The following is a 25,976-nucleotide window of genomic DNA, read 5'->3' as shown; positions in this document are numbered from 1 at the left end:
TTCGGCGAGGAAAAGTAGGGGCCGGGCGTCCTGCCATGGCGAGCGCAATGAACAGCTTCATGAACCGCGCAGGGTCCGGGACGGCCAACAGCACAGAAAGTCGGTGTCTGCGTTAAACGGAATTAACGGCCGAGGGGCGCGTGGCTGAAGTGTAAGACCAGGTTCACGCAACGCCCAGCGCGTAGTACCAATGGGTTATCGGCCCGGGCTGTGACGTGCGGCCAGAATGCCTGCACCGGGTGCCTGGCTCAGGCGCCCTCCAAGTTCCCTCGGAGTGGTGTCATGCACATCAGCAAGCCTGCCGGCCCCCTGCCGGCGCCTGTCCCCTTCTACCGCCAGTTGTATTTCCAGGTGGTGGTGGCGATCGTTCTTGGCGCCCTGCTGGGCCATTTCGAGCCGGCCTTCGCCGAAAGCCTCAAGCCACTCGGCGATGCCTTCATCAAGCTGGTGAAGATGATCATCGCGCCGGTGATCTTCCTGACCATCGTCACCGGCATCGCCGGCATGACCCACCTCAAGACGGTGGGCCGGGTCTTCGCCAAGTCGATGACCTATTTCCTGTTCTTCTCCACGCTGGCGTTGATCGTCGGCATGGTGGTGGCGCACGTGGTGCAGCCGGGCGCCGGCATGAACATCAACCCGGCCGAGCTGGACCAGAGCGCGGTCAACACCTACGTGCAGAAATCGCACGAGCTGAGCCTGGTCGGCTTTTTGATGGACATCATCCCGGCCACGCTGATCAGCGCATTCGTCGATGGCAACATCCTGCAGGTGCTGTTCGTGGCGGTGCTGTTCGGCATCGCGCTGGCCCTGGTGGGCGAGCGTGGCCGCCCGGTGCTGAGCTTCCTGGAAGCGCTCACCGCCCCGGTGTTCCGCCTGGTGCACATGCTGATGAAGGCCGCGCCGATCGGTGCATTCGGTGCAATCGCTTTCACCATCGGCAAGTACGGCGTGGAATCGCTGGTCAACCTGGCCTGGCTGGTGGGCTCGTTTTACCTGACCTCGCTGTTCTTCGTGCTGGTGATCCTGGGCATCGTGTGCCGGTTGTGCGGCTTTTCGGTGCTCAAGCTGATCCGCTACCTCAAGGCCGAGCTGCTGCTGGTGCTGGGCACCTCCTCGTCGGAATCGGCATTGCCGTCGCTGATGGAGAAGATGGAAAAGGCCGGCTGCGAGAAGTCGGTGGTGGGCCTGGTCGTGCCGACCGGCTACTCGTTCAACCTGGACGGCACCAACATCTACATGACCCTGGCGGCGCTGTTCATCGCCCAGGCCACCAATGTCGACCTCACCCTCGGCCAGCAGATCACCTTGCTGGCGGTGGCGATGCTCAGCTCCAAGGGCGCGGCCGGCGTGACCGGCGCCGGCTTCATTACGCTTGCGGCCACGCTGTCGGTGGTGCCGGATGTGCCGGTGGCGGGCATGGCGCTGATCCTGGGCGTGGACCGCTTCATGAGCGAGTGCCGCTCGCTGACCAACTTCATCGGCAATGCGGTGGCCACGGTGGTGGTGTCGCGTTGGGAAAATGCGCTGGACCGTGACCAGTTGAGCCTGGCCTTGGACGGCCGTGCGCCGCCGCTGCAGGCACCGGTGCCGCCGCCGGACGCAGTCGCGCCGGTCAGCGCACGCTGATGCTTCCTACGGCCCTGTATTCCGCTGATATCCCGGCGGGATGCAGGGCCGTTTTCGCGTTGCAGCAACCGATCTTCCTGCCGCGCTGACAGCTGCGCGACAGGCCCTTGTTCAGGCAGGAGGGTAGAATTCAGCTCTTCTGCGCCCTTGAGACCTACACAGCCGATGTCTAACGACGACTTCAAACAGGCCGCCCTCGACTATCACCGCCAGCAGCCGGCCGGCAAGATCAAGGTCACTGCGACCAAGCCGATGCTGACCCAGCGCGATCTGTCGCTGGCGTATTCGCCTGGCGTGGCCTTCGCCTGCGAGGCCATCGTCGAGGACGCCACCCAGGCCAGCGAGCTCACCGCGCGCGGCAATCTGGTGGCGGTGATCACCAACGGCACCGCGGTGCTGGGCCTGGGCAACATCGGTCCGCTGGCCTCCAAGCCGGTGATGGAAGGCAAGGGCGTGCTGTTCCAGAAGTTCGCCGGCATCGACGTGTTCGACATCGAGATCAACGAGAACGATCCGGACAAGCTGGTGGACATCATCGCCAGCCTGGAGCCGACCTTCGGCGGCATCAACCTGGAAGACATCAAGGCGCCGGAGTGCTTCATCGTCGAGCGCAAGCTGCGCGAGCGCATGAACATCCCGGTGTTCCATGACGACCAGCACGGCACTGCCATCATCGTCGGCGCGGCGGTACTCAATGCGCTGGTGGTCACCGGCAAGAAGATCGAAGACGTCAAGCTGGCCACCACCGGCATGGGCGCGGCAGGGATCTCGTGCGTCAACATGCTGGTCTCGCTGGGCCTGAAGTCGGAGAACATCCTGGCGCTGGACCGCGATGGCGTGATCCACACCGGCCGCACCGATCTGGACCCGGACAAGCAGCGCTACGCGCGCGACACCGACAAGCGCACCCTGGCCGAAATCGTCGAAGGTGCCGACATCTTCCTGGGCCTGTCGGCGGCCGGCATCCTCAAGCCGGAAATGGTCGCCACCATGGCGCGCCAGCCGGTGATCTTCGCGCTGGCCAACCCCAACCCGGAAATCACCCCGGAAGCGGCCAAGGCGGTGCGGCCGGATTGCATCATCGGCACCGGCCGTTCGGACTACCCGAACCAGATCAACAACGTGCTGTGCTTCCCCTACCTGTTCCGCGGCGCGCTGGACGTGGGCGCTACCGGCATCAACGAAGACATGAAAATCGCCTGCGTCAAGGCGATTGCGGCGATGGCGCGGCGCGAGGCCTCCGACCTGGGCGCGGCCTATGGTGGCGAAACCCCGAGCTTCGGCCCGGAATACCTGATTCCGCGTCCGTTGGACCCGCGCCTGCTGGTGGAGCTGTCCTCGGCGGTGGCGCAGGCGGCGATGGATTCGGGCGTGGCCACGCGCCCGATCGCCGACATGGCGGCCTACCGCGACCGGCTCAGCCAGTTCGTCTACCGCACCAGCTTGATGATGAAGCCGGTCTACGACCGCGCGCGCGCCGACAAGCAGCGCGTGGTGTATGCCGAAGGCGAAGAAGAAGTGGTGCTGCGTGCGGTGCAGAACGTCATCGACGAAGGCCTGGCGCTGCCGATCCTGATCGGCCGCCCGGACGTCATCGAGGCGCGTATCCAGCGCATGGGGCTGCGCATCCGTGCCGGTGAAGATTTCGAGATCACCAACATCCACGACGACCCGCGCTTCAACGATTACTGGCAGTACTACTACGCGCTCACCGAGCGCCGTGGCGTGACCGTGACCGCGGCCAAGGAACTGATGCGCTCGCGGCCGACCCTGATTGCCGCAGTGATGGTGGCGCGCGGCGAAGCCGACGCGATGCTGTCGGGCGTGGTGGGGCGCTTCCACAAGAAACTGGGCTACGCGCGCAGCGTGATTCCGCTGGAACCGCGCGTGAGTTCCACCTCGGCCATGACCGGCGTGATCAACCAGCAGGGCATGTTCTTCTTCCTGGATACGCACGTGCAGGAAGACCCCACCGTGGAGCAGGTGGTCGAAGCCACCTTGCAGGCCGCGTACCGCCTGAAATTGTTCGGCATCGAGCCCAACATCGCGCTGCTGTCGCATTCCAACTTCGGTAGCCACGATTCGCGTGACGCCCTGAAGATGCGCGAAGTGCGCGAAGCCCTGCTCAAGCGCAAGCCCGAGCTCAACATCGACGGCGAAATGCAGGGCGACACCGCCTGGGACGAAGCGCTGCGCAAGCAGATCATGCCCAACAGCACGCTCAAGGGCCGCGCCAACCTGTTCGTGCTGCCCAACCTGGAAGCGGCCAACATCGCCTACAACCTGGTGCGCGTGTTCACCGACGGCGTGGCGATCGGCCCGATCCTGATGGGCATCTCCAAGCCGGTGCACATCCTCACCACCAGCGCCACTTCGCGCCGGGTGATGAACATGACCGCGATTGCTGCGGTGGATGCGCAGATCCGCAAGCAGCGTGATGCCGAGAAGCACAACGCCGAGAAGAACGGCGGCTGATGCTGTAGCGTTGGTGACCGAGGCGTTGAGTGACGCCTCGGTTATCGATAACGCCAATTGCGGGTGCAGGTTCGAACGTTGTGGATGCAAGGGCGTCTACAGGCGAAGGCGCTGGCAGCAAAGCGGTGGAAGCAAGTCTTTACGGCAAGCCGCTAACGCAGACCATTCGAGCAAACAGCTTGAGCAATTAGGCTGGAATAAATCGTTAGAGCATCTGTTCGACAAAAAATTTGAGTGTTATTGGTAGAGCCCTATCGCGCGCAAGCGCGCTCCTACGGGACTATCGCGCTGAAGCACTTGCCGATGCGAAAAGCTGGCGCAACTGTTATTTGAGTAAGGCGATCACGAACAACGGCCTTTGATGCGCTATCCGCTGCGCATCAGTGGTGGCCAGTCACTCGTTATCGTAAGCCTGCCGACTTGGCTGAAAGCCCTCTCCCGGCGAGAGAAGGGTTCGGGTTAGGGCACGCACGTAAAGCAATGAGCGAGCATTCGGACGAGTTGCAGAGCGACCGCGGTCTGCCTGCACGTGCGCAAGCTCAAACAGTCAGCGCAACATTTCAAGCACGCGACAACGCGGCACCCGCCCGGCACGCCTGGTCGTCGCTATCAGGCCAGCATGTCAGTACGCACTGCGCCGCCCGCACGCGCGCTTCGTCAAACCCTCACGGCGAGGCCGGCGCCGCACGCAGCAATTCGATCTCCGCCAACTGCACCGGCTTGAGTGTGCTCACACGCAGCCGGTAGTCCGTGTACGCACCCGGCGCGGCAATCCGGAAGGGCCGCGTCTGCAGGGGCCAGCGGAACATCTCATCGCGACGTTGATCAATCACCGTCCAGTGACCACTCCCGGTACGCGCCTCCAGGGTCCACCCGCCGTTGGTAATCGCCGCGTTGCCGCTGGTGAGGGTATATAGTCGCCCCTGAAAAACCCCCAATCACCCAACGCCCGCAAGGCCTTGATGTCTGCAGTGGCGTGCCAGAACTACCAGTTTTCGCTACGCTGAAGGCTGGTTTCTGGCAATTTCCACTCATGCATACACGCCGTCCTGCTGCCGAGCACATGCCTGCCGAGGAGTTGTTTCGTTCGCGCCTGGAGAACCAGATCGATCTGCGGCATCCGCTGGCGCAGCTGAGCCAACGGATGCCGTGGACGGCGTTGGAGCAAGCACTTTCATCGCGCTTGCCGGCCACCCAGGCTGGTGGCGGTCGGCCGGCATTGCCGGTGCGGCTGATCGCCGGTTTGCTCTACCTCAAACACGCCTACGACCTGTCCGATGAGGCGGTGTGCGAGCGTTGGCTGGAAAATCCGTATTGGCAGTTTTTCACTGGCGAGGTCGTGTTCCAGACGCGCTTGCCGTGCGATGCCAGCTCGCTGACGCGCTGGCGTCAGCGGCTTGACGAAGCGGGGATGGAAGAGTTGCTGGCACACACCATCAACGCTGCACATGCCATGCAGGCGGTGGACGCACGCGAGTTGTCGCGGGTGATCGTGGACACCACGGTGCAGGAAAAGGCGATTGCCTATCCGACCGATAGTCGGTTGCTGGAGGTGGCACGCAAGAAACTGGTGCTGCTGGCCAAGCGTTACGGCATCGGGTTGCGGCAGAGCTACGCACGGCAAGGTCCGGCCCTGAGCCGCAAGGCGGGCCGCTATGCGCATGCACGCCAGTTCAAGCGCATGCAGCGCGTGCTGCGACGTCAACGCACGGTCTTGGGGCGGGTGTTGCGCGATATCGCGCGCAAGCTGGACCAGGTGGAACCCGGCGTGCGCGAGCGCATCGCGGTCTGGCTGGAACGTGCGCAACGGCTGTACACGCAGCGTCCGAAGGACAAACAAAAACTGTACGCATTGCATGCCCCGGAAGTGGAATGCATCGGTAAGGGCAAGGCGCGTCAAGCGTACGAATTCGGCGTCAAGGTCGGCATTGCGGTCACCGCCTGCAAGGGATTGGTCGTGGGTGCGCGTAGCTTCCCGGGCAACCCGTACGACGGCGACACCTTGGCCGAGCAGCTGGAGCAGACACGCGGGTTGCTGCAGGATCTGAGCGTAGAACCGACGGTGGCGATCGTGGACCTGGGCTATCGCGGGCGCGAGGTCGATGGCGTGCAGGTGCTCCATCGTGGCAAGGCCAAGACGCTGACGCGACGGCAATGGCGCTGGATCAAACGACGGCAGGCGGTGGAACCGGTGATCGGACATCTGAAAGACGACTGCAGGTTGCGTCGCTGCAGGCTGAAAGGTGCACAAGGCGATGCGCTGCACGTACTCGGCTGCGCCGCCGGCTACAACCTGCGCTGGCTGCTGCGCTGGATCGCGTTTTTGCGTGCCTGGATGCGGGCGATGGGATGGCCATCCTTTAGCGCCGTGCCGCTGTCGCCGATGACACTTGGTGCTTGAAGGGGGTTTTTCAGGGGCGACTATATAGCGTCGGCGTGCCGGCGTCGATGCCGCTCACCGTGACCGCAGACGTGGACGACAGCGTGGCCATCGTTGCCGCATCGTCGTCGTGCAATGCGTCCACCGCGCCGCCATCGTCCCGCGTGATGCGCGCGCGCGTGCCCAGCAGATCCTGCAACGGCGCAGGGTGCTGGCCCGGTGGCGTCAGTGACGGTGGCGCCGCATCCCCATCCGTGCCCCAGCGTGACGGGCGCGGGCCCATGACGAAGTCCAGCGTTGCGCCCTCGGCGATGTCGGCATGCGGCAACCAGGTCTTGCGCCACGGCTTGCCGTTGACCTTGAGCGATTGCACATACACGTTGCGCGGCGAATTCTGCGGCGCGTTGACCGTGAGCGTGCGGCCATTGGGCAGCTGCACGCTGGCATGCGTGAACAGCGGCGAGCCGATCACATACTCCGGCGCACCCATGCGCAACGGATACATCCCGAGCGCGGCGAACAGATACCATGCCGACATCTCGCCGTTGTCTTCGTCGCCGGCATAGCCCTGGCCGATCTCGCCGCCCAGATACAGCCGTGCCAGGATCTCGCGCGTCAGCTGCTGGGTCTTCCACGGCTGGCCGGCGTACAGATACATCCACGGGATGTGGTGCGCGGTCTGATTGCTATGCGCGTACATGCCCATGCGCACATCGCGCGCTTCGGTCATCTCATGGATCACGCCGCGATACGAGCCGGAAAGCGCGGCCTGTGCCGTTTCCGGCGTCGCAAAGAACGTATCCAGCTTGGTCGCCAGCGCATCGCGTCCGCCATACAGCGCGGCCAGGCCCTCGCCATCGTGTGGTGCGGTGAAGGCAAAGGTCCAGCCGCTGGATTCGGTGTAATCGTTGCCCCATTCGCGTGGATCGTAGTGCGCGGCATCCAGGCGCCAGCCGCCATCGGGCGTACGGCCCTGGAAGAAGCCGATTGCCGGGTCGAACAGCGCCGCGTAGCCAGCGGCGCGGTGGCGGAAATACAGCGCCTCGGTGGCATAGCGCTCACGCGCTACGGCGTCCGGCGTCTGTTGTGCGAGCGCATCGGCCATGCCCGCAATCCCGAAGTCGTTGAGCGCGCCTTCCATCGACCACGACATGCCCTCGTGCGTGTCGGTATCGGCATAGCCGCGGAAGGTGGAACGGGCCATGCCCTTGCGCCCCACGTGCCGGTCGGGCGGCACCACGGTGGCGTTCTTCAACGCGGCGGCGTAGGCCTCGGCCGGATCGAACCCTTGCACGCCCTTGCGCCAGGCATCGGCAAAGGCCACATCCGAACTGGTGCCCACCATCAGGTCGGCGTAACCCGGCGAGGACCAGCGCGCCACCCAGCCGCCGGCACGCGCCTGCTCCAGAAATCCTTGCACCAGCGCGCCGGCCTCGGGTGCAAACAGCGCATAGGCAGGCCACGCGGTGCGGAACGTATCCCACAGCCCGTTGTTGACGTAGACACGGCCGTCGCGGATCGGCGCAAAGCTGCGCACGGCGCTGCCATCGGTGGCTTCGTCGGACCAGCTGTTCTGGCTGGCATAGCGCCAGTCCGGCGCGCTGGCGCTGCCGGCATTCTCGTGCGCGGAGTTCGGGTACAGATGCAGCCGGTACAGATTGGAATACAGCGTGGTGCGCTGATCGTCGCTGGCGTCCGCCACTTCGACCCGCCCAAGCAGCGCATCCCATGCGTCCTGCGCACGCGCAGCCACGCGCTCCAGCGAGTCCTGTGGCGCGATCTCCAGGGCCAGGTTGTGCTTGGCCTGTTCCAGCGAGATCAGCGACGTGGCGATGCGCATCTGCACTTCGCGCGTGCTGCCTGCAGCGAACTTGATCCAGCCCGTCGGCCGGCCGGTGTCGCTGCGGCCGCTCGCCTTCCATGGCGTATCGAAGCGGGCGTACACGTACATGCGCGTCGCGCCGGTGGACAGGCCGCTGCGCACATCGGTATAGCCCGAGAGCGTTTGCGTGGCCGCATCCAGGGTCAGCCCACCGCGTGCATCCACGTTGTCGAACAGCAGGTTGGCATCGCCTCCGGGTGGAAAGCGGAAGCGGAACAGCGCCGCGTGATCGGTGGGGGCGATCTCGGCCTGGATGCCGTTGTCCAGCTGCACTGCGTAGCGATACGGCCTGGCCACTTCGTTGGCGTGCGAAAACGCCAGCGCGCGTTTGACGCGGTCCGCTTCCGGCGCGCCGCTGTGTTTGGACGGCATCACCTGGAAGGTCTGGCGGTCGCCCATCCACGGGCTGGGCTGGTGACTGAGCGACAACGCCTGCAGGCGCGGGCGGTTGTCGGCACCGTTGTGTTCGTTCCAGCGATACAGCCAACCCAACGTGCCGGCGTCAGTTGCCGGGGTCCAGAAGTTGAACCCATGCGGCACCGCCGTGGCGGGGAAATTATTGCCGCGCGAAAACGTGCCATTGGACTGCGTACCGCGGGTGGTCAGCACCCAGTCCGACGGCCGTGCGGGCGCCACGCGCGGGATTTCGGCAATGGCGATATCGTCGAGCCAGCCACTCACCGGCGCGCCGCCCTGTGGCGCCACTTCCAGCGCGATGGCGGTGATGCGTCGCCCGCGCAACCCGGCAACATCGCTCAGCCTTACCGCCTTGCGTGCCCACTGCTGCGGGTACAAGGTCTTGGAAGCGCCGTGCGCGGCTGCGCCGATCGCCACACCGTGCTGGTCCAGCGCGTTGCTGGCCGACAGCCGGCTCCCGTCGTCCAGCAGCAGATCCAGCGACACATACGTAGAGCTGACATGGTCATCACCCACGCTTTCGGGCAAGACCATCCACGACAGCGTGGTGTCGGCATCGATCAAGTGATCGGTCGTAAACAACGTCCGCCGCCCCGCGCCTCCCTGGCTGCTGTAATGCAGTGCGTGCGCGCCGCTGTAGCCGGCATGATGTTTGGCGGCATACGGCGCGTCCGGGCCGCTGCCGATCGCGACCTGCAGCGCATTGGCACGATCAGCGACAAGGTCGCGCTCGTGCGTATCGAAGGAGGCGAAGAACCCATCGGCGGCAGCAGCCGGGAGCGCGGTCGCGACCGCCAGGGCAAGCGCAACAGGGCGCAACAGGTGCAGCGGGCGCGGCACAACAGCAGAGGAACGCACGTGATGATGTCTCCCGGAAGGCGGATGCAGCAGAGCGCCGGGGCGGGTGTGCTGACGCATGGGCAGCCATGCGGCGTGCGCGCACGTGCACCCCAGGCAACGTGTCAGCCGATGATACGGCGCATGCGTCGCCGCTCGCGTCACACCGACCGGCACCAGATTCGGGACCGTGCCGCAACAAAGCCGGGGACGCCGATAGCGCAGGCAATGGTCATGGTGAACACGCTTGGCAGCCCGCTGGCAAACGTCGGCACCGCGCGCTGGGCGCGTCACTGGGCCGTGCCGGGCGCGAGGCTGCTAGAATCCGCGCTCTGTCTTCGCCTTCCGATCGTGCCGCCATGAGCCAGACCGCCACCGCGCCCGCCAATGCCGAAAAGCGCTACACCGTGCACCGCGGTGACCTGCCGCTGAGCTGCCCGACGCCTGCGATGGCGCTGTGGAATTCGCATCCGCGGGTGTACCTGCCGATCGAAGACGAGCCCAACTGCGAAGCCAAGTGCCCGTACTGCGGTGCACTGTTCGTGCTCGCCGACTGATCCTGGCGGCATGCACCGCCTGACCGTGGTGCAACTGCTGCCGGCGCTGCAGTCCGGCGGCGTCGAGCGCTCCACCCTGGAAATCGCCGCTGCGCTGGTGCGCGCCGGCCATCGCGCCGTGGTCGTCTCCGCGGGCGGGCGCCTGGTCCAGCCGTTGCTGGAGGTCGGCGCCGAACATCTCACGCTGGATATCGGGCGCAAGTCGTTGCTGACCTTGCGCCACGTGGTGGGGCTGCGCCGGCTGTTCACCGAACTGGGCGCCGATATCGTGCACGCGCGCTCGCGCCTGCCGGCCTGGCTGGGCTGGTACGCCTTGCGCGGGATGCCGCCGGCCATGCGGCCACGCTTCGTCACCACCGTGCACGGGCTCAATTCGCCCAGCCGCTACAGCGCGGTGATGACCTACGGCGAGCGCGTTATCTGCGTCTCGCAGACAGTGCGCAACTACGTGTGCACGCATTACCCGCACACCGATACCGCGCGCCTGCGGGTGATCCCGCGCGGCGTGGAGATCGCGCAGTTCCCACGCCGTCCGCAGCCAGACCGGCGCGCACGCACGTGGGCGCAGACGCTGGTGCCCGGCTTACCAGCCGATGCACCGTTGCTGTTGCTGCCCGGTCGCGGCACGCGCCTGAAAGGGCATGCCGATGGCCTGCAGCTGCTCGCCGCTGTGCGCGCCGCCGGTCTGCCGGCCTGGTTGTGGCTGCCCGGCGCGCGCGAGCCGGGGCGTGAGGCCTATATCCGCGAACTGGAAGCCGAGGCGGCCAGGCTGGGTGTGGCCGATGCCGTGGCCTTCACCGAACCCACTGCCCGCATCGCCGAGGCCTATGCCGCCAGCGACCTGGTGCTGCAACTCTCGCGCAAGCCCGAAGCCTTCGGCCGCACCGTGATCGAAGCGCTGGCCGTGGGCCGGCCGGTGTTGGGCTGGGCGCACGGCGGCGCTGGTGAACTGCTCGCCGAGCTGCAGCCCGCCGGCGCGGTGCCGCCATTCGATGCCCAGGCATTGGCGCAGCAGGCGCTTGCGTTACTGCACCACCGCCCGGCACCGCCGGCGCGGCTTCCCTACACGCTGCAGGCCATGCAAACGGCCACCTTGAAGGTCTATGACGAACTCCGCCGCTGAGCCCGCGCCGCGCGCGCCCGTGCTGACGCCCGATGCTGGCCGCTGGGCGCCGGTGTGGGTGCTGCTGTTTGTGGCCTTGTGGCCCACCCCGGGTCTGGCCGAAACGGTGCTGTCGCTGGGCGCCGTGTTCGCGGCCTACCGGCTGCTGCACGCGCGCTTTCGCGGCGGCACCAGGCTCTTGAGCGGCGCGGCCTGGGCGCTGACCAGTGTGTTGTTCTTCGCCTACTGGTTGCCGCAGATGCTCTCGGCCGTGGATGCGGTGGACGTGGGCCGCGCGCTGCGCAAGTCCGCTACCGATCTGCGTTACCTGCCTTTCATGTGGCTGTGCGCCATCGCGGTGGCCAACGCGCAACGGCGGCGGCGCACCTTTATCGGCCTGGCGGTGATCGCCGGGGTGTGGACGCTGGACGCATTGCTGCAGGTCGCGCTGGGCAGTAGTCCGCTGTTCTTCGCGCTGGATCAGGTCAAACAGCTGATCAGCGGGCACGGCCTCTGCACCGCGCAGGAACTGGCGGTGGTCGACCGGCTCAGCGGCGTGCTGGGGCCGTGCAATCTCAAGTTCGGCCAGACCCTGGCCAGCCTGTCACCGTTCCTGCTGCTGGCGCTGGGCCGGCGCAGCGCCTGGGCGTGGGCCGGCGCGGCGGCGTCGGTAGGCGTGGTGCTGGTGCTGGCGGGCTCGCGCGCCTCGTGGATCACCTACGGGGTGATCGTGCTGCTGTCCGGTTGGCAGTTGCTGGGCGGCCGCAAGGTGATCGCAGTGGCGGCGCTGGGCGCGGTGTTGGCCGCAGGCGTGGTTGCCGTGGCACCGCAGGCCCGAGAGCGCCTGCAACGCACCACCTTGGCCTTTACCGATGGCGAGCAGGGCGTGGATCAGGCCTTGTCCGGGCGTGCGCAGATCTGGGGCGCGGCGCTATGCATGATTCGCGAGCATCCGCTCAATGGCGTGGGCGCGCGCGGCTTTCGCCAGGCGTACCCGGCCTGCAATCCTGCACCTGACCAGGCCCCGGCCTGGGGCGATGGCCCGGCCTTCCACGCGCATCAGATCTTGCTGGAAATCCTGGCTGAAACCGGGGTGATCGGCCTGCTGCTGTGGCTGGCCGGCGCGGCGCAGGCGTGGCGCGCATGGCGCTATTCGAGCCCGGCAGCCCGCGCGCAGGCACGCCCGGCGATGATCGCCCTGGTGGCCACGGTGTTCCCGCTTAACACGCATCTGGCGTTCTATTCGAGCTTCTGGGGCGGTCTCAGCCTGATGCTGGCCGGCCTGTATGCCGGTGCGTTGCTCAATGACGATGGGGATCGTTCGCCGCCTGCCTGAGTGGATGTTTGGTTCTGGCGAGGTGTGTGGTTTACGTCGGGGTTCAACCGGCTGAATGACTCTGCAGCTGTATGCGGCACTTATGTGGTGGCGCGGATGCCTGGCAAGAGCGCCGTATCCGTTTGACGCGCCATCGCTGCCTGCAATGCGCGTTCAACTACGTACGTCAGCGGCCCGCCTGGCTAGACGCTCGCCGCACTCAAGCACTCAAGCACCTCAAGCACTCAAGCACGTAGTGCCAGCGCCAGCGCCCTCAGCGATAGAAGTCGCTCCGCCCACCGGGCTGCCGCTTGAAGCGGCGATGGATCCACAGGTATTGATCGGGCGCTTCGCGCACCATGTCCTCGATCGCCGCATTGACCTGCGTGGTATCGGCAATCACATCGTCGGAGGGGATGTCCGCCAGCGGCGGTGCGATCTTCAGCACGTAGCTGCCGCCTTCGCGACGATGGAAGTACGGCACCACCGCGCAGCCGGTGAGCCGCGCCAGCTGATGGGTCGCGGTAATGGTGGAAGCCGGATGCCCGAAGAACGGCACAAAGACCGTGTCCTTGCCGCGCATGTCCTGGTCCGGCGCGTACCACAGGAAACCACCGCGCTTGAGATGCTTGATGGTGGCGCGCAGGTCCTCGTTGGCGAACATGTGCGTGGCGTAGCGCAGCCGGCCGCGCTTGACCGCCCACTCGAACACCGGATTGCGGTGTTTGCGGTACATGCCGGCCAGCGGCACGTGGTCGCACAACAGGCGCCCGCACATTTCCAGGGTCATGAAGTGTCCGGACACCAACAGCACGCCGCGCTTTTGTTCCTGCAGCCGCTGCAGATGTTCCAGGCCTTCGATCTGCATGCGTGGGCGGATGGTGGCGATGCTGCCCCACCAGGCGCGTGCGAATTCGAACAGGCCCACGCCCAGTGCGTCGAAGCTGTCGCGTAACAGCCGTGCCCGCCACGCATCGTCCTGCTCGGGGAAGCACAGTTTCAGGTTGACCTCGGCCGCGCGGCGGCGCGTGCCCGCCAGGCGCATCGCCACCCAACCAACGCCGCGGCCAAGCGCGCGTTGCAGCAGCCACGGCAGGCGCCCGGCGAGCACCATCACCGCCAGGCCCAGGTACATCGGCCAGTGCTTGGGGTTGCGCAGGGAAGGGCGGACGGCGACGTTGGCGGACTCGGACATGGCGTAATTCTAGAGCGTGCTCCGGGCTTTGAGGTGAGTGGGCGGTGGGCGGTACAGCCAACGTGTCGCGCGTACCGTGTTGTGAGCGCTACTGGCAGGGATTGTTCGCGCTCATGGTCTTTGCGCATGCGGCGGCGCCACGTCACGCGCAGCCTTCGCCGCACACCTGCCTCATGCGGGTAGGACGGGACCTTTGTGTCCAACGTGTCGGCGGACTACTGGGCACCCGCGGTGTGTCTGAGGCGGATGGACTACAGGTCGCGATGCAGGGGTAGCAAGGCGATCGCGCGCACAGCCGCACTTGTGGGCTGCACTGCGAACGACCGCACCAGTGTCTGCGTCCAGGCCGGGCCAGGCAGGCCAGGCCAATCACCAAGCAGGCAGGACGGCCACACATGCGCGCGCGCAACGCCTCCCGTATCCTGCACGCATGCGGAAAGACCCGATCGAATGGCTGTTGCGCGGGCTGTACTCGGCGCTGCTCTACCTGTTGCTGCCGGTGACGGTGTACCACCTGGTGTGGCGCGGCTTCCGCGTGCGCGAATATTTCAACCGATGGAACGAGCGCTACGCCTCCTACACGCATGCCTGCGGGCGCCCGCGCGTGTGGGTGCACGCGGTGTCGGTCGGCGAGGTCAATGCGGCGGCGCCACTGGTGAACGCCTTGCGTGCGCAACGGCCGGATATCCGCTGGGTCATCACCACCATCACCCCGACCGGCTCCGAGCGCGTGCGCGCGCTGTGGGGCGATGCGGTGGATCACGTCTATCTGCCCTACGACGTGCCCGGCAGCGTCGGGCGCTTCCTCGAACATTTCCGCCCGCGGCTGGCGCTGATCCTGGAAACCGAGTTGTGGCCGAACATGCTGTTCGGCTGCCGCGACCGTCAGATTCCGGTGTACATCCTCAATGCGCGGCTGTCGGCGCGCTCGCTGCGTGGCTACCGCGTGCTCGCACCGCTGATCAGCCGCGCCTTGCGCACCGTGACCTGCGTGGCAGCACAGTCGCAGGACGATGCCGGGCGCTTCATCACCCTGGGCGCGCGACCGGATCAAGTGGTTGCTTTGGGCAATCTCAAGTTCGATATCGCCGCACCGGCGCAGCTACAGGATTTGGTGGCGCAGTTCCGCAGGCAGGTGCCGGCAACCCGGCCGGTGTGGATTGCAGCCAGCACGCACGAAGGCGAAGAAGCGGCGGTGGCCGACATCCATGCGCAGCTGCTGAAACAGTTCCCGGACCTGTTGCTGCTGTGGGCGCCCCGGCATCCGGAGCGCTTTCCGAAGGTGGAGGCGCTGGCGCGTGACCGCGGCTGGACGGTGACTACCCGCAAAGCGCAGCAGTGGCCGCAGGCGCGCGACCAGGTATTCGTGGTCGATACCCTGGGCGAGTTGATGAGTTTCTACGCCTGCGCGCAGGTCGCCTTTGTCGGCGGCAGCCTCCAGCCGATCGGTGGCCACAATCTGCTCGAGCCGGCGGCGGTGGGTACACCGGCCGTCACCGGCCCGCACCTGCACAATTTCTCGGAAATTTCGCGGCGCATGCGCGAGGCCGATGCAGTGACCATTTGCGAGGACGCCGCGTGTGTGCAACGCGATCTGGCCCGCCTGCTCGGCGACCCCGCACAGCGCGAGGCCATGGCCGCGGCCGGGCTGGCGCTGGTGGCTAACGGCAAGGGCGCGGTGGCACGCACCCTGGTACAGATTGCGCCGCACCTGCCACCACTGGCGAGCGAGATCGCTTCGTCGCAGTGAGTTGCGGCGGCAGCGCGCCGCCCAGGTCGGCTTGCGCCCAGGTTGCGTGGGGTTCGGCTGTCGGTGTGCCAAGGCGCGCCCATGCGAGGCACGCGCTCCGCACGTGTGCCTCTCCGTTTCCTGCAGTTGAGCAGGCACTACGTAGCGTGCTCAGCAGGGTGGAGAGGTCGGCGCGACCTGCGTGCAAGCGCATCGTCAGTGAGGCGAAATCCGGACTGCTACTGATGATTGCAGACATCGCGGCATTGCCGCTGCGTCAGCCCTCACTCGGCAGCGCAGCGCACTGCCCAAGCGCACATCTGCACAAGCTCGTTGCCGTGATTCGAGACCGAAACATGACAACACCGGTTTTCACAGTGCAGACATGGAAAAGGCGGGCCATGCCCGCCTCTTCATTCACTGCGCACGTGCTTACTGCAACGAACCGCTGCCCTGCAGCTTGGCTTCTGCCTCTACTGACAGCAGGCGATTCACGTCCTGCAGTTCGGCGATATCGATCTTGCCGATGGCCTGAGCCAGGAGCAGGCGGTTCTGCAGGAAGGTGTAACGCGCCTGTGCATATAACTGCTGTGCCTGGAACAACGTGCGCTGGTTCTGCACCACGTCCAGCACGGTGCGCGTACCCACTTCCAGGCCGACCTGAGACGCGTCATAAGCCGCTTGAGCGGACACCACCGACAGGCGACGTGCTTCCACCTCGCTGATACCGGCTACTACGGTCTGATAGGCATTGCGCGTATTGCGATCCAGCGCGCGTTTCTGCTGTTCGTAGGTGTCCTGCTGAATATCACGCTGCGAAATTGCCTGACGTACTGCCGACTGCGTCGCGCCACCAGCAAAAATTGGAATCGACACACTGATGCCGATCGAGTCGGTGTCGATGTCACGTCCCTGAGTAGTGAAGACACCGCTTTCTGCGGCTCCGGTACCCCAGCTATTGCTGCGGCCCACACTGCCAGTCAAATTGACGGTGGGAAGGTGACCTGCCCTTGCCGCATTGATACTCGCTTCAGCTGCGCTGACCTGCAATTGTTGGGCCTTCAGCGCCGGATTGTCGGCGATAGCCGAGGCCACCAATTGGTCGACATTGCTGTAAGCGGCAGGAACTTCCGGTCGAAAGTTTTCTGGCAACGCGCGCAGGCCCACCACCGGCTGACCGGTGAGTTCGGTCAAGGCCTGGTAGTAATCCTTCAAGGTGTTGCGTGCATTGATGGTATCGGCGCGCGCCTGGTCGTACTGGGCACGGGCTTCGTGCACGTCGGTGATCGGCGCCAGACCCACTTCTAAACGCTTGTCGGCGTAGTCGAATTGCTTCTTGGCCGCTGCCTCGTTGGTCTCGGCCGCTGCCAGTGACTCGATGCCGACCAATACCTGAAAATATGCTGCCGAGGTACGGGTGATCAGGTCGTTGTTGGCAGACTCGAGCGTGAAGTCTGCTGCCTTGGCGACTTCACGCTGTGCACGTAGTGTGGAAAATTGCGACCAGTTAAAGATGGTTTGTGAGCCCTGGATCTGGCTGGAGCGTGACGAAGTTGTAATGCGCCCATCCTGACCCTCAATCTCGCGATGAGCTTTGCTGTAATCGAAAGCGCCGTTGAGCTGTGGCAACAACGCCGCACGCGCCTGCACTTGTCCTTCCCGATTCACCAACCGCGTGGACTCGGCAACAGCCAGCTGCGGATCGCCGTTGCGGGCCATTTCATAGACCTGCAGCAGGTCGGTGGCGTGCGCGGCCATCGGAAACAGGGCGGCGGCCAGCGCCAGGACGAGGGATCGGCGGATCATCGGGGAAGCTTCCTTGGGAATCAGAATTGGAATCGGGGCGTCGGTGCGGCGCCCTGGAGATAGGCGAGGTCGGTTTCGAACAACGATTCGATGCGCGGCGCGTTGACGTCACCACGGACCAGGACGGCCTCCATCACCGGATCGTGACCGCGCACCACAAACAGCCGGCCGTTCGGGCGCAGCCACTGCAGCCACTGGGTCGGCAGCGTATCGACCGCGCCGGTCACGCAGATGGCGTCGAAGCGACGCTCGCTCTGCCAGGCGAACACGTCGGCGGTTTCGATACGCACGTTGCTGCCCAGGCCGGTGGCGTCCAGGTTGGCACGCGCGGCGGCGGCCAGCGCGGGGTCGATCTCCAGGCTCACCACTTCGCGGGCCAGTGCGGCCAGGCAGGCGGTGGAGAAGCCGCTGCCGGTGCCCACTTCAAGCACGTCTTCGCCGGGCTGCAGATCCAGGGCCTGCAACATGCGGCCTTCGACCACCGGCTTCATCATCTTGTGGCCGGCCGACAGCGGAATTTCCACATCGACGTAGGCCAGGGTCTTGTAGGCCTCCGGCACGAAGGCTTCGCGCGGCATGCGCGCCAGCACGTCGAGCACGCGCAGGTCCAGCACATCCCACGGCCGGATCTGCTGTTCGACCATCTTTTCGCGGGCCTGGGTGAAATCGATCGTCATGGTGCGGTTATCCAACGCGGCGGGGCAGGCATTTTAGCGGGGCTTGGGGCAACTGGCGCATCTAGCATCGCCGGGCGCCGCCAAACCACGCAGTGCCGGAAGTCACCGCGACCAAAGGGCAGGCCCGATCAGCGCGGCACATAGGCTCTCAGGAAGAAATCCACGCTGGCGTGGATGTGCTCGTCCACCTGCGCGCGATCGGGCTGGCCGTGCAGGCCGCACATCATCAGCGCGTACAGCTCGCCCTTGAGCAGGCAGAAGAATTGCGCGGCGGCGCGGGCCACGTCGGGAATCTCCAGCTGCCCGTCGGCCACGCGCGCGCTGAGGAAATCCGCCAGCGCCTGTTGGGTCCGCTTGGGGCCAGCGTCCCAGAACATCTCCCGCACGTGCACGTCGCCGGTACCTGGCGCCATCATCATGCGGTGGGTGGCAATGGCCGAGTCGGAGCTGACCATGGCGAAGAAGGCGTCGGCGATCTCGATGAGCTGCTCGCGCAACGCGCCTTCGGGCGCATGGTCGAACAGGTCGTCGGGCATCATGTGCTGGCATTGTGCGCGGATCGCCTCGCCAAACAGGCTTTCCTTGTCGCCAAAGTGGCTGTAGACGGTCAGCTTGGAGACGCCCGCCAGGGCGGCGATGCCGTCCATGCTGACGCCCGCAAAACCTTGCTCCATGAACAGCGAGCGGGCGGCGCCCAGGATGGCGGCGCGTTTCCCAAGATCCTTGGGACGCCCAGGGCCGTTGCTCTTGGCCTTGGACTTGAGGGGGGGCGAGCTGGACATGCGCCAATACTAGACCATCGGGTTCTATATTTATATGGCGGCACCGCGCGGTCCATTAACCGTTGCGGTGAGTCGCTTGCGCTGTCGTGGTCTGCCCCGGCGCTGTGGGGAATCCACCTAGCGCGTCGCTGCTACCCCCGGTGATAAATTGCCGAACGGCCTGCAACACCCTGTTGACGGGCAGCCGAAGGGGCGAAGCAGGACGCGTGGACGGGGTCGGGGCGCATGCGCACACAGGCGAGCTCCGCAGTGCGCAGGCGCTGCGGAGTGCATCGCTGTGGCTGTGGCCGCTACTGTGCTGGGCGCTGCTGGCTGGCTGGCCGCTTGGCGCGCATCCGCTCAAGCACACCGCCTATCACACGGTCACCCGCTGGGACATGGATGACGGCCTGCCGCACAACCTGGTGCATGCGGTCGCCCAGGGCAGCGATGGGGTGATCTGGCTCGGCACCTGGGAAGGCGTGGCGCGCTTCAATGGGCGCGATTTCACCGTGTTCGACCGTCAGAACACCCCTGGCGTAGAGCTGGGCGGAGTGTTCGTGGTGGTACGCGATGGCGACGGCATGCTGTTCGGCACCGCCTTCGACGGTGTGTACCGTCATCAGGACGGCCGCTGGCAACAGCTGGGCGATGCCTCCGCTAGGCATCTGGCTGTCAGCGCGCTGCTACGGCGCGCCGATGGTGCGTTGTGGGTGGGCACGCCGCAGACGCTGTACCGGATCGAGCTGGATGGGCGGGTGGTGGATGTCGGGCGTCAGGCCGGCCTGCCACGCGCACGCATCACCGCCTTGTCGACGGACGCGCGTGGCGACCTGTGGATCGGGACCGACGTCGGCCTGTATCAGCTGCCGCTAGGCGCCAGCGCCGCAACTGCCTGGGGGCAGGCGCATGGCATGGCCGACACCCCCGTGCGTCGGCTGGCCAGCGATCGCCAGGGCGGCTTATTGGTGGCTGGCGACGACGGGGTGTGGTGGTGGAGCCGGGGCGGGGGCCTGCAGCGCTTCCGCCAGGGCCAGCGGGTCGACTCGCTGGTGATGGACCGCAGCGGTCACCTGTGGATGAGCCTTTCCGCCGGCACCTTGGTGGTGCACAGCGGGCCGGATGATCCAGACGAACAGATCGCCATTTCCGGCGTGGCCAGCCCGGCATTGCTGGAGGATGCCGAGGGCCTGATCTGGGTGGGCAGCACGCATGGGCTGTTCCGGGTCGCCGAAGGCGCTGCGCATGGCGTCACCATTGACGACGGCCTGGCCTCGGACTACGTGCGAAGCGTGTTGCAGACCGCCGATGGCACCGTGTGGGTGGGCAGCGCGGTGGGCCTGGACCGCTGGCGCGACGGGCAGATCGCACGCGTGCCGTTCTCGCGGGGCAGTGCCGGGCGGGTGCTGGAGCAATCGGTGCTGGCGCTGGCCGATGCGGGCGATGGCGGGGTCTGGGCCGGCACCTATAGCCAGGGTGTGCTGCGTCTGGATGCGCAGGGGGCGGTGGTCCAGCGCATCGGTGCGGCCGAGGGCCTGTCCTCGTTATCGGTGCGTGCGGTGTTGCCGGACGGCGATGCGTTGTGGATCGGCACCACTGCCGGGTTGGTGCGCTGGCACGACGGCCGCGCGCGTCGTTACACCGCCGCCGACGGGGTGCCGGATGGCTCGGTGCAGGTGCTCTATCGCGATGCCCAGGGCACCATCTGGAGCGGAACCGACCGTGGCATGACCGCACTGTCGCCCGATGGCGGCACCCGCGCCTGGCTGGGCGAGCAGGATTTTCCGGGCCAGAACGCCTTCGATTTCCTGCGCGATCCCAGTGGCGATCTGTGGATTGCCAGCGACCGCGGGCTGCTGCGGCTGCGCGGCGAGCGCTTCCAGGTGTATGACCATCGTGTGGGCCTGCCGCGCGACAAGGTGTTCCGCGTCATCGATGACGGCCGCGGCTACCTGTGGCTGTCGAGCAATCACGGCGTGTTCCGGATTGCGCGGCGCGACTTCGACCAGATCGACGCCGGCACCCGCGAGCAGCTCAGTGTGGAAGTGGTGGACCGCAGCGACGGCATGCCCGGCAACCAGGGCAACGGCAGCAGCGCGCCGGCCGGCTGGCTGACGCAAACCGGCCAGTTGCTGTTTCCCACCGCGGCCGGCCTGGGCGTGATCGACCCCGCCCGGGTCGGCACCCTGCAAGGCCACCGCGTGCCGATTGTGATCGAGCGCCTGGTGGTGGACGGCATGGTGCAGCCGCTGGACGGCCCGCATCGTCTGAGTGCAGATACCCGACGCATCGCCATTGGCTATGCCGGGCTCAATTTCCGCGGGCCGGACAAGGTGCGTTACCGCTACCGGCTCGACGGCTTCGACCCGGATTGGGTGGACGCCGACAGCGCGACCGAAGCGGTCTATACCAATCTGCCGCCGGGGCGGTTCCGTTTCCGCGTGCAGGCGATGTCGCTGCCGGTGGATTGGCGCCAGGCGGCGTTGCTCGGTGAAACCAGCGTGGTGCTGGAACTGGCGCCGCCGTGGTGGCGGCGTGGCGAAGTCATCGGCCTGGGCGTGTTGTGCCTGGCCAGTGTGATCTACGGGTTCTATCTGTGGCGCACCGCCAGTTATCGACGCCGCCAGCGCGAGCTCAACGTGGTGATCGACAAGCGCACCCGTGAATTGAGCGACAAGAACCTGGCCTTGCAGCAGGCCAGCCAGGAGCGTGAAGCCCTGATGCGCCAGCTCGAATACCGCGCCAGCCACGATGTGCTCACCGCTTTGCCAAACCGCCGCGAAGCCGAGCGCGTGCTGCAGCAATGGTTGGACGAGGCGCAGGCGGGCGGCGCGCCGCTGGCATTGGCGCTGGCCGACATCGACCACTTCAAGCGCATCAACGATGCGCACGGCCACGAAGTCGGCGATGCGGTGTTGCGTGCAGTGGGTGAGGTATTGGCCGACCAGGAACACGCGCACTGCTTTGCCGCGCGCCACGGCGGCGAAGAATTCCTGCTGGCCGTGACCGGCCTGGAGGCTGCGCACGCGCGTGCCTTGTTCGAACAACAGCGCCAACGCCTGGGCACCATCGCGATTGCCGCAGACGAGGCCACCGTGCAGTGCACTGCCAGCATGGGCATGGCGATGAGCAACGAGGCGCACAGCCGGCGCGAGTTGCTGGCGCTGGCCGACCGCAGGCTGTATCACGCCAAACGGCAGGGACGCGATCGGTTGATCGATCAGTAGCGTGAGGTCTTGCGCAGCGTCAGCGGGGCAGCCCCCGCAGCCCTGCCGCCTGATCCGCCTGCGTATGCAACAGCGCCACGAACGCCTGCGCCGCGCGCGACAAGGTGCGCCCGCCGTGGGTGACGCATCCCAACGCACGCGATAGCGCCACATCGGCCAACGGCAGCGCCATGATCTGGTGATCGATCATGCGCTCGGGCAGCACGCTCCAGGCCAGGCCAACCAACACCAGCATCTTGATCGTCTCCAGATAATTGGTGGTCATGCGCAGGCTCGGCGCCAGGCCGCGTTCGGCGAACAACCCGGCCACGATGCGATGGGTGAAGGTGCCCGGATCCGGCAGCACCGCTGGGTGGGCGACCACGTCATCGAGCGTGACCGTCTCCAACGCGGCCAACGGGTGATCCGGCGCCACCACGAACTGCAGGCGGTCTTGCCAGATCGGCTGCGCGCGCAACGGGGCGCGGGTGTCCGGTGCCAGTGTGGTCACCGCCAGTTCCACCTCGCCGCGCAACACCGCCGCGTAAGCCAGTTCCGAATCCAGGAACTGGATGTCCAGGGCCGCCTGCGGATGCTCTGCGGCGAAGCGTCGCAACAATGCCGGCAACCGGTGCAGCCCCACGTGGTGACTGGTGGCCAGGCTCAGCCGCCCGCCGACCGCCGCGCCCAGGTGCTCCAGCACGCGGCGCGTGTCGTCCAGTTCGGCCAGGATGCGCTGCGCGCGCGGCAGCAGCGCCAGCCCGGCCTCGGTCAACACCACCTGGCGGCCCAGGCGGTCGAACAGCCGTGCCGACAATTGCGCTTCCAGTAGGGCGATGCGCTTGCTCACCGCAGGTTGGGTCAGATGCAACGCTTCGGCCGCTGACGAGAAGCTGCCGTGGCCGGCAATCGCCACGAATGCGCTCAGATTGGCGAGGTCCATGCCATTCCTAAATTTCATTTGTTGAATAAACAATATGAATTTGCGTTATCGGACGCAAGCTCCTAGCATCGGACTCAGCCAGGCGGTGCATCCGCCGTCCGCCACCGCATCGGAATCTCAAGCGATGACTGCAAAGACCCTGTACGACAAGTTGTGGGAGATGCACGAGGTCACGCGCCGTGACGATGGCTCGTCGCTGATCTACATCGACCGCCACATCCTGCACGAAGTGACCTCGCCGCAAGCCTTCGAAGGCCTGCGTCTTGCCGGGCGCAAGCCGTGGCGCATCGATGCCAACATCGCCACGCCCGACCACAACGTGCCCACCACCCGTGCCGAGCGCCAGGGCGGGCTGGAGTCCATCTCCGATGAAGTCTCGCGTCTGCAGGTGCAGACACTGGACGAGAACTGCGACGACTTCGGCATCCTTGAGTTCAAGATGAACGACACGCGCCAGGGCATCGTGCACGTGGTCGGCCCCGAGCAGGGCGCCACGCTGCCGGGCATGACGGTGGTCTGCGGCGATTCGCACACTTCTACGCATGGCGCCTTCGGTGCGTTGGCGCATGGCATCGGTACTTCCGAGGTCGAGCATGTGCTGGCCACCCAATGCCTGATCGCCAAGAAGATGAAGAACCTGCAGGTGCGCGTGGAAGGCACGCTGCCGTTCGGAGTCACCGCCAAGGACATCGTGCTGGCAGTGATCGGCAAGATCGGCACGGCCGGTGGTAACGGGCATGCGCTGGAATTTGCCGGCAGTGCGATCCGCGCGCTGTCGATGGAAGGCCGCATGACCATCTGCAACATGTCCATCGAAGCCGGTGCGCGCGTGGGCATGGTGGCGGTGGACGAAAAGACCATCGCCTACGTCAAGGGTCGCCCGTTCGCGCCGAAGGGCGCGGATTGGGACGCGGCCGTGGCGCTGTGGCGCACGCTGGTGTCCGACGCCGATGCGTCCTTCGACACCGTGGTGGAACTGCGTGCCGAAGACATCAAGCCGCAGGTCAGCTGGGGTACCTCACCGGAGATGGTGGTGGCAATCGACCAGCAGGTGCCCGACCCGGCGGCCGAGCAGGACCCGACCAAACGCGATTCGATCCAGCGCGCACTCAAATACATGGGCTTGCGGGCAAACCAGCCGATCACCGAGATCCATCTGGACCGCGTGTTCATCGGCTCATGCACCAACTCGCGCATCGAAGACCTGCGCGCTGCCGCGGCGGTTGCCAAAGGCCGCAAGGTGGCCTCCACCATCAAGCAGGCCCTGGTGGTGCCGGGCTCGGGACTGGTCAAGGCACAGGCCGAGGCCGAAGGGCTGGACAAGATTTTTCTGGATGCCGGTTTCGAGTGGCGCGAGCCCGGGTGCTCGATGTGTCTGGCGATGAACCCGGACAAGTTGGGCAGCGGTGAACATTGCGCGTCCACGTCCAATCGCAACTTTGAAGGGCGCCAGGGCGCCGGTGGGCGCACGCATCTGGTCAGCCCGGCGATGGCTGCGGCTGCGGCGGTGAGCGGGCACTTTGTCGATGTGCGTGAGTTGCAGGGAATCGAGACTCGGGAATAGGGAATCGCCACCTCCCGCCTCCACCCTGCCACACCATTCTCTACTCCCAATTCCCGGTATTCCGATGACCCCTTTTACCCAACACACCGGACTGGTCGCGCCGCTGGATCGTGCCAACGTCGATACCGACCAGATCATTCCCAAGCAATTCCTCAAGTCGATCAAGCGCACCGGTTTCGGCCCAAATCTGTTCGATGAGTGGCGCTATTTGGACATCGGCGAGCCGGGCCGCGACAACAGCACGCGCCCGCTCAACCAGGAGTTCGTGCTCAATTTTCCGCGTTACCAGGGCGCCAGCGTGCTGCTGGCACGCGAGAACTTCGGCTGCGGCTCTTCGCGCGAACATGCGCCGTGGGCACTGGACGAATACGGCTTCCGCGCAGTGATTGCGCCGAGTTTTGCAGACATCTTCTACAACAACAGTTTCAAGAACGGCCTGCTGCCGATCGTGCTGGCAGAGGCGGAAATGGATGCCTTGTTCGAGCAGTGCCTGGGGAACGAAGGCTACCAACTCACCGTCGATCTGGCCGCGCAGCGCGTGCGCCGGCCCGATGGTGTGGAGTACGCGTTCGAGATCGATGCATTCCGCAAGCACTGCCTGCTCAATGGGCTCGACGATATCGGCCTGACCTTGCAGGACGCCGACGCGATTGGCCGCTTCGAGCAAGGGCATCGCGCGCAACAGCCGTGGTTGTTCGGCGCGCTGCAGTGAGTTCTACGTCGCCATCCAGCGGGATTGACGCGTTGAGCACGCACGTTGCGGCGCAGTTCGGGCCGCAGGCGCAGGCGTATCTGCAGAGCGAGGTGCATGCACAGGGCGCCGAATTCGCTGAACTTCGCGCGGGCCTGGCAGGTCATCGCAACGGGCGTTTGCTCGACCTGGGCTGTGGCGCCGGGCATGTGAGTTTTCAGCTGGCGCCGTTGATGGATGAGGTGGTCGCCTACGATCTATCCGCCGATATGCTTGAAGTCGTGGCGGCCACCGCCGCCGACCGCGGCCTGACCCAAATGCGTACCTTGCAGGGCGTCGCCGAGCGGCTGCCGTTCGAGTCCGGCAGTATGGACGTGGTGGTCAGCCGGTATTCGGCGCACCACTGGAGTGACCTGGGCCAGGCACTGCGTGAGGTGCGGCGGGTGCTGCGCCCCGGCGGAATCGCCGCACTGATCGACGTGGTGGCACCAGGGCTGCCGCTGCTCGATACGCATCTGCAGGCGATCGAGTTACTGCGCGACACCAGCCATGTGCGCGACTACAGCGTGGCGCAGTGGCTGCAGGTGGTGGGCGATGCTGGCCTGCACGTACAGCGTCATCATTGCCAACGCCTGCAGCTGGATTACCTGACCTGGGTCGATCGCATGCGTACGCCGGAGGTGCTGCGCGCAGCCATTCGCGCGCTGCAGGACACGGCGGTGGATGACGTGCGCGATTACTTCCAGATTGGCGCCGATGGTTCTTTCAGCACCGATGTGCTGGTGCTGTGGGCGACACGTTGATTTTCAT

At 65.9% G+C, this 25,976-nt stretch carries 16 protein-coding genes and 2 pseudogenes; 11 read left to right on the top strand and 7 right to left on the bottom strand.

The window, feature by feature from the left end:
- Positions 1-282 precede the first annotated feature (282 nt).
- Positions 283-1,629: a dicarboxylate/amino acid:cation symporter gene (locus XCC_RS17345; RefSeq protein WP_011038444.1), complete on the top strand. Its 1,347-nt coding sequence runs from the start codon at positions 283-285 to the stop codon at positions 1,627-1,629.
- A 165-nt stretch (positions 1,630-1,794) separates the two neighbouring features.
- Positions 1,795-4,104 (top strand): NADP-dependent malic enzyme, encoded by a 2,310-nt coding sequence (locus tag XCC_RS17340; protein WP_011038443.1) that lies wholly within the window; start codon positions 1,795-1,797, stop codon positions 4,102-4,104.
- A gap of 665 nt (positions 4,105-4,769) precedes the next feature.
- Here XCC_RS17340 and XCC_RS22825 read toward each other — a convergent pair.
- A pseudogene (locus XCC_RS22825) lies at positions 4,770-5,021 on the bottom strand (alpha-1,2-mannosidase); the annotation flags it as partial.
- Positions 5,022-5,137: 116 nt separating this feature from the next.
- Here XCC_RS22825 and XCC_RS17330 point away from each other — a divergent pair.
- On the top strand, positions 5,138-6,505 hold the full coding sequence (locus tag XCC_RS17330) for an IS5-like element IS1478 family transposase (RefSeq protein ID WP_011035783.1): 1,368 nt from the start codon (positions 5,138-5,140) through the stop codon (positions 6,503-6,505).
- A gap of 19 nt (positions 6,506-6,524) precedes the next feature.
- Here the strand turns inward: XCC_RS17330 and XCC_RS17325 are convergent.
- Positions 6,525-9,641: pseudogene (locus tag XCC_RS17325) on the bottom strand (GH92 family glycosyl hydrolase); the annotation flags it as partial.
- Between the two features lie 338 nt (positions 9,642-9,979).
- Here XCC_RS17325 and XCC_RS17320 point away from each other — a divergent pair.
- The 3 genes from XCC_RS17320 to XCC_RS17310 are packed head-to-tail and all read left to right on the top strand — an operon-like array spanning position 9,980 to position 12,615.
- Complete coding sequence (locus XCC_RS17320; protein ID WP_011038440.1) at positions 9,980-10,177, top strand: zinc-finger domain-containing protein; 198 nt, start codon at positions 9,980-9,982, stop codon at positions 10,175-10,177.
- A 10-nt stretch (positions 10,178-10,187) separates the two neighbouring features.
- The gene (locus XCC_RS17315; protein ID WP_011038439.1) at positions 10,188-11,300 is read left to right on the top strand and encodes a glycosyltransferase; all 1,113 of its coding nucleotides are present in this window, start codon (positions 10,188-10,190) and stop codon (positions 11,298-11,300) included.
- A complete protein-coding gene (locus XCC_RS17310; RefSeq protein ID WP_011038438.1) occupies positions 11,281-12,615 on the top strand; it encodes an O-antigen ligase family protein in 1,335 nt (444 codons plus the stop codon). Before XCC_RS17315 ends, XCC_RS17310 begins: the two co-directional genes overlap by 20 nt.
- Positions 12,616-12,868: 253 nt before the next feature.
- Here XCC_RS17310 and XCC_RS17305 read toward each other — a convergent pair whose 3' ends face one another.
- Positions 12,869-13,789: an LpxL/LpxP family Kdo(2)-lipid IV(A) lauroyl/palmitoleoyl acyltransferase gene (locus tag XCC_RS17305; protein ID WP_011038437.1), complete on the bottom strand. Its 921-nt coding sequence runs from the start codon at positions 13,787-13,789 to the stop codon at positions 12,869-12,871.
- Positions 13,790-14,219: 430 nt separating this feature from the next.
- On the opposite strand from XCC_RS17305, the gene waaA reads away from it, so the two are divergent.
- The gene (gene waaA, locus XCC_RS17300) at positions 14,220-15,539 is read left to right on the top strand and encodes a lipid IV(A) 3-deoxy-D-manno-octulosonic acid transferase (protein ID WP_011038436.1); all 1,320 of its coding nucleotides are present in this window, start codon (positions 14,220-14,222) and stop codon (positions 15,537-15,539) included.
- 411 nt (positions 15,540-15,950) lie between these two features.
- Here the strand turns inward: waaA and XCC_RS17295 are convergent, their stop codons facing one another.
- The 3 genes from XCC_RS17295 to XCC_RS17285 all read right to left on the bottom strand — a co-directional run bounded on the left by XCC_RS17295 (position 15,951) and on the right by XCC_RS17285 (position 18,783).
- Positions 15,951-17,324 (bottom strand): TolC family outer membrane protein, encoded by a 1,374-nt coding sequence (locus XCC_RS17295; RefSeq protein WP_011038435.1) that lies wholly within the window; start codon positions 17,322-17,324, stop codon positions 15,951-15,953.
- A gap of 20 nt (positions 17,325-17,344) precedes the next feature.
- Entirely contained in the window at positions 17,345-18,001 is a 657-nt protein-coding gene (locus tag XCC_RS17290) for a protein-L-isoaspartate O-methyltransferase family protein (RefSeq protein WP_011038434.1), read from the bottom strand.
- Positions 18,002-18,129: 128 nt separating this feature from the next.
- Complete coding sequence (locus tag XCC_RS17285) at positions 18,130-18,783, bottom strand: TetR/AcrR family transcriptional regulator (protein ID WP_011038433.1); 654 nt, start codon at positions 18,781-18,783, stop codon at positions 18,130-18,132.
- A 206-nt stretch (positions 18,784-18,989) separates the two neighbouring features.
- Here XCC_RS17285 and XCC_RS17280 point away from each other — a divergent pair, with 206 nt between their 5' ends.
- Complete coding sequence (locus XCC_RS17280) at positions 18,990-21,989, top strand: ligand-binding sensor domain-containing diguanylate cyclase (RefSeq protein WP_011038432.1); 3,000 nt, start codon at positions 18,990-18,992, stop codon at positions 21,987-21,989.
- Between the two features lie 19 nt (positions 21,990-22,008).
- Here the strand turns inward: XCC_RS17280 and XCC_RS17275 are convergent, their stop codons facing one another.
- Entirely contained in the window at positions 22,009-22,911 is a 903-nt protein-coding gene (locus tag XCC_RS17275; RefSeq protein WP_011038431.1) for a LysR family transcriptional regulator, read from the bottom strand.
- Positions 22,912-23,035: 124 nt separating this feature from the next.
- On the opposite strand from XCC_RS17275, the gene leuC reads away from it, so the two are divergent.
- The 3 genes from leuC to XCC_RS17260 all read left to right on the top strand — a co-directional run bounded on the left by leuC (position 23,036) and on the right by XCC_RS17260 (position 25,969).
- Entirely contained in the window at positions 23,036-24,475 is a 1,440-nt protein-coding gene (gene leuC, locus XCC_RS17270; protein ID WP_011038430.1) for a 3-isopropylmalate dehydratase large subunit, read from the top strand.
- A 64-nt stretch (positions 24,476-24,539) separates the two neighbouring features.
- On the top strand, positions 24,540-25,187 hold the full coding sequence (gene leuD / locus XCC_RS17265; RefSeq protein WP_011038429.1) for a 3-isopropylmalate dehydratase small subunit: 648 nt from the start codon (positions 24,540-24,542) through the stop codon (positions 25,185-25,187).
- Positions 25,188-25,219: 32 nt separating this feature from the next.
- Complete coding sequence (locus tag XCC_RS17260; protein ID WP_011038428.1) at positions 25,220-25,969, top strand: class I SAM-dependent methyltransferase; 750 nt, start codon at positions 25,220-25,222, stop codon at positions 25,967-25,969.
- The last annotated feature ends 7 nt before the right edge of the window (positions 25,970-25,976 follow it).

It is taken from the genome of Xanthomonas campestris pv. campestris str. ATCC 33913 (assembly GCF_000007145.1).
Classification (GTDB): Bacteria; Pseudomonadota; Gammaproteobacteria; order Xanthomonadales; family Xanthomonadaceae; genus Xanthomonas; species Xanthomonas campestris.
The sequence above is the reverse complement of the archived record's forward strand: the minus strand, read 5'-3'. Positions and strand labels throughout refer to the sequence as shown.